This window comes from Nocardia sp. NPDC005745, from assembly GCF_040630775.1.
GTDB lineage: Bacteria > Actinomycetota > Actinomycetes > Mycobacteriales > Mycobacteriaceae > Nocardia.
Map to the genome: position 1 here is coordinate 1 of NZ_JBEXYF010000082.1, position 5,287 is coordinate 5,287.

A 5,287-nucleotide genomic window follows, 5' to 3' on the forward strand; every position below is an offset into this window, starting at 1 on the left:
GGGGGTTGGTGGGCGACACCCGTGCGGGGTGTCGAAAAAAGGGGTATCTGTGTGTTGTTTCAGATACCGCACAGTGGACGCGTAGCAACCTTTGTTGGTAAGTCCTCGGCCGATTAGTACCGGTCACCTCCACACGTTACCGTGCTTCCAGTTCCGGCCTATCAACCCCATGGTCTGTAGGGGGCCTTAACCACTCGAAGGTGGTGAGAAACCTCATCTTGGAACAGGCTTCCCGCTTAGATGCTTTCAGCGGTTATCCCTTCCGAACGTAGCCAACCAGCAGTGCCCTTGGCAGGACAACTGGCACACCAGAGGTTCGTCCGTCCCGGTCCTCTCGTACTAGGGACAGCCTTCCTCAAGTTTCTGACGCGCGCGGCGGATAGAGACCGAACTGTCTCACGACGTTCTAAACCCAGCTCGCGTGCCGCTTTAATGGGCGAACAGCCCAACCCTTGGGACCTACTCCAGCCCCAGGATGCGACGAGCCGACATCGAGGTGCCAAACCATCCCGTCGATATGGACTCTTGGGGAAGATCAGCCTGTTATCCCCGGGGTACCTTTTATCCGTTGAGCGACACCGCTTCCACATGCCGGTGCCGGATCACTAGTCCCGACTTTCGTCCCTGCTCGACCTGTCAGTCTCACAGTCAAGCTCCCTTGTGCACTTGCACTCGACACCTGATTGCCAACCAGGCTGAGGGAACCTTTGGGCGCCTCCGTTACATTTTGGGAGGCAACCGCCCCAGTTAAACTACCCACCAGGCACTGTCCCTGAACCCGATCAGGGTCCGAGGTTAGAAGTCCAATACGACCAGAGTGGTATTTCAACGACGACTCCACGAACACTGGCGTGCCCGCTTCACAGTCTCCCACCTATCCTACACAAACCGTACCGAACACCAATACCAAGCTATAGTGAAGGTCCCGGGGTCTTTTCGTCCTGCCGCGCGTAACGAGCATCTTTACTCGTAATGCAATTTCGCCGAGTCTGTGGTTGAGACAGCAGAGAAGTCGTTACGCCATTCGTGCAGGTCGGAACTTACCCGACAAGGAATTTCGCTACCTTAGGATGGTTATAGTTACCACCGCCGTTTACCGGGGCTTAAATTCTCAGCTTCGCACCCGAAGGCGCTAACCGGTCCTCTTAACCTTCCGGCACCGGGCAGGCGTCAGTCCGTATACATCGTCTTACGACTTCGCACGGACCTGTGTTTTTAGTAAACAGTCGCTTCTCTCTGGTCTCTGCGACCACACCCAGCTCACAGCGTAAAGCCGGTCACCAGACGTGGTCCCCCTTCTCCCGAAGTTACGGGGGCATTTTGCCGAGTTCCTTAACCACAGTTCTCTCGATCGCCTCGGTATTCTCTACCTGACCACCTGTGTCGGTTTGGGGTACGGGCCGTGTACCAACTCACTAGAGGCTTTTCTCGGCAGCATAGGATCACTGAATTCGCCTCAATCGGCTACGCATCACGTCTCAGGCTACATGTCGTGCGGATTTGCCTACACAACGCCCTACACGCTTACACCAGGTAATCCATCACCTGGCCCAGCTACCTTCCTGCGTCACCCCATCGCTTGACTACTACACCCAGGGTCTCGTGCATCCCCTTCCAGCTTCCCGAAGGAAGTCCATCCGGTTCAGGACGATTAGCACAGATGATTCACCATTTGGCGCGGATACACGGGTACGGGAATATCAACCCGTTGTCCATCGACTACGCCTGTCGGCCTCGCCTTAGGTCCCGACTCACCCTGGGCGGATTAACCTGGCCCAGGAACCCTTGGTCATTCGGCGGACGAGTTTCTCACTCGTCTTTCGCTACTCATGCCTGCATTCTCACTCGCATGGCCTCCACGGCTAGGTCACCCTGCCGCTTCCATGGCCATACGACGCTCCCCTACCCACCCCGACCGCTACACCACCCCCCGCAGGGAATGATGGACGTATTGTCGGAGTGCCGCGGCTTCGGCGGTGTACTTGAGCCCCGCTACATTGTCGGCGCAGGATCACTTGACCAGTGAGCTATTACGCACTCTTTCAAGGGTGGCTGCTTCTAAGCCAACCTCCTGGTTGTCTTCGCGACCCCACATCCTTTTCCACTTAGTACACGCTTAGGGGCCTTAGCCGGCGATCTGGGCTGTTTCCCTCTCGACTACGAAGCTTATCCCCCGCAGTCTCACTGCCACGCTCTCACACACCGGCATTCGGAGTTTGGCTGATTTCGGTAAGCTTGTAGGCCCCCTAGACCATCCAGTAGCTCTACCTCCGGTGTGAAACACGCGACGCTGCACCTAAATGCATTTCGGGGAGAACCAGCTATCACGGAGTTTGATTGGCCTTTCACCCCTACCCACAGCTCATCCCCTCAGTTTTCAACCTAAGTGGGTTCGGGCCTCCACGACGTCTTACCGTCGCTTCACCCTGGCCATGGGTAGATCACTCCGCTTCGGGTCCATGACATGCGACTAAAAACGCCCTATTCGGACTCGCTTTCGCTACGGCTACCCCACACGGGTTAACCTCGCCACACACCGATGACTCGCAGGCTCATTCTTCAAAAGGCACGCCATCACCCACCATCCACCAAAGGATGCACAAGCTCTGACGGATTGTAAGCGCACGGTTTCAGGTACTATTTCACTCCCCTCCCGGGGTACTTTTCACCTTTCCCTCACGGTACTAGTCCGCTATCGGTCACCAGGGAGTATTCAGGCTTACCGGGTGGTCCCGGCAGATTCACAGCAGATTTCACGGGCCCGCTGCTACTCGGGAGACATCCACGAGAGCCCAAGAGTTTTCGCTTACCGGGCTATCACCGTCTATGGCAGGCCGTTCCAGACCACTTCAACTAACACCTGGGTTTCTGACTCTCGCCCTACTCGGCAGAATAGAGAAGAATGTTCCCACTACCCCAACCAGACAACCCCTGCCGGGTATCACATCTGGATGGTTTAGCCTCATCCGCTTTCGCTCGCCACTACTCACGGAATCACTGTTGTTTTCTCTTCCTGTGGGTACTGAGATGTTTCACTTCCCCACGTTCCCTCCACACACCCTATATATTCAGATGCGGGTAACACGACATCACTCGTGCTGGGTTTCCCCATTCGGAAATCCTCGGATCTCAGCTCGGTTGACAGCTCCCCGAGGCTTATCGCAGCCTCCTACGTCCTTCATCGGCTCCTGGTGCCAAGGCATCCACCGTACGCTCTTAAACACTTACTAACAAAGATGCTCGCGTCCACTGTGCAGTTCTCAAACAACACACCCACACCGGATCGAACTCCAAGACCATCGAAATCAAAAACCCCGAGGTATCCAGGAAATCCGGGCAGATCGTATTTTTTGCCTGGAAAGAACGTCTGTTCTTTCAGGACCCAACAGTGTGTCGATATATCAACCACCAGCCGGTCACCAAGGACCCACCGATACGCGGAAGAAGTTGTCAGCGTTCCACCCATGAGCTTCCACCGGACTACATTCGAGTCCGACATGGTCTCTGCCACAACCACATTCACCTACGTGAAGGATCGTGGAGAAGTGCTCCTTAGAAAGGAGGTGATCCAGCCGCACCTTCCGGTACGGCTACCTTGTTACGACTTCGTCCCAATCGCCGATCCCACCTTCGACGGCTCCCTCCCACAAGGGGTTAGGCCACCGGCTTCGGGTGTTACCGACTTTCATGACGTGACGGGCGGTGTGTACAAGGCCCGGGAACGTATTCACCGCAGCGTTGCTGATCTGCGATTACTAGCGACTCCAACTTCACGGGGTCGAGTTGCAGACCCCGATCCGAACTGAGACCGGCTTTAAGGGATTCGCTCCACCTCACGGTATCGCAGCCCTCTGTACCGGCCATTGTAGCATGTGTGAAGCCCTGGACATAAGGGGCATGATGACTTGACGTCGTCCCCACCTTCCTCCGAGTTGACCCCGGCAGTCTCTCACGAGTCCCCGCCATTACGCGCTGGCAACATAAGATAAGGGTTGCGCTCGTTGCGGGACTTAACCCAACATCTCACGACACGAGCTGACGACAGCCATGCACCACCTGTACACCGACCACAAGGGGGCCTACATCTCTGCAGGTTTCCGGTGTATGTCAAACCCAGGTAAGGTTCTTCGCGTTGCATCGAATTAATCCACATGCTCCGCCGCTTGTGCGGGCCCCCGTCAATTCCTTTGAGTTTTAGCCTTGCGGCCGTACTCCCCAGGCGGGGTACTTAATGCGTTAGCTACGGCACGGATCCCGTGGAAGGAAACCCACACCTAGTACCCACCGTTTACGGCGTGGACTACCAGGGTATCTAATCCTGTTCGCTACCCACGCTTTCGCTTCTCAGCGTCAGTTACTTCCCAGAGACCCGCCTTCGCCACCGGTGTTCCTCCTGATATCTGCGCATTTCACCGCTACACCAGGAATTCCAGTCTCCCCTGAAGTACTCAAGTCTGCCCGTATCGCCTGCAAGCTCACAGTTGAGCTGTGAGTTTTCACAGACGACGCGACAAACCGCCTACAAGCTCTTTACGCCCAGTAATTCCGGACAACGCTCGCACCCTACGTATTACCGCGGCTGCTGGCACGTAGTTGGCCGGTGCTTCTTCTACAGGTACCGTCACTTGCGCTTCGTCCCTGTCGAAAGAGGTTTACAACCCGAAGGCCGTCATCCCTCACGCGGCGTCGCTGCATCAGGCTTTCGCCCATTGTGCAATATTCCCCACTGCTGCCTCCCGTAGGAGTCTGGGCCGTGTCTCAGTCCCAGTGTGGCCGGTCACCCTCTCAGGTCGGCTACCCGTCGTCGCCTTGGTAGGCCATTACCCCACCAACAAGCTGATAGGCCGCGGGCCCATCTCGCACCGATAAATCTTTCCACCCACCGCCATGCGACAGCAGGTCATATCCGGTATTAGACCCAGTTTCCCAGGCTTATCCCGAAGTGCGAGGCAGATCACCCACGTGTTACTCACCCGTTCGCCGCTCGTGTACCCCGAAGGGCCTTACCGCTCGACTTGCATGTGTTAAGCACGCCGCCAGCGTTCGTCCTGAGCCAGGATCAAACTCTCCGTTGAAGACTCACAACCACACCCCCAAAAGGGTGCAATCAGATCAAAAACTAGAGTCCGAAAACCTAGCAAAACAATCGCCAGCAAAAAGCTGACAAAAAATGTCCGACCCTCCACACGGGGGGTGAAAGAGCCGGAACCAAATAAAACATTTGGCACTGACATTCATCGACACACTATTGAGTTCTCAAAGAACACACGCACACACATCCAACCCG

At 56.0% G+C, this 5,287-nt stretch carries 2 rRNA genes; both read right to left on the reverse strand.

What is annotated here, in order from left to right:
* Positions 1 to 93 precede the first annotated feature (93 nt).
* Positions 94 to 3,230 (reverse strand): 23S ribosomal RNA (locus ABZ420_RS35845).
* A gap of 326 nt (positions 3,231 to 3,556) precedes the next feature.
* Positions 3,557 to 5,075, reverse strand: a 16S ribosomal RNA gene (locus tag ABZ420_RS35850).
* Together the 16S and 23S rRNA genes form the textbook arrangement of a ribosomal RNA operon.
* Between the last annotated feature and the right edge of the window lie 212 nt (positions 5,076 to 5,287).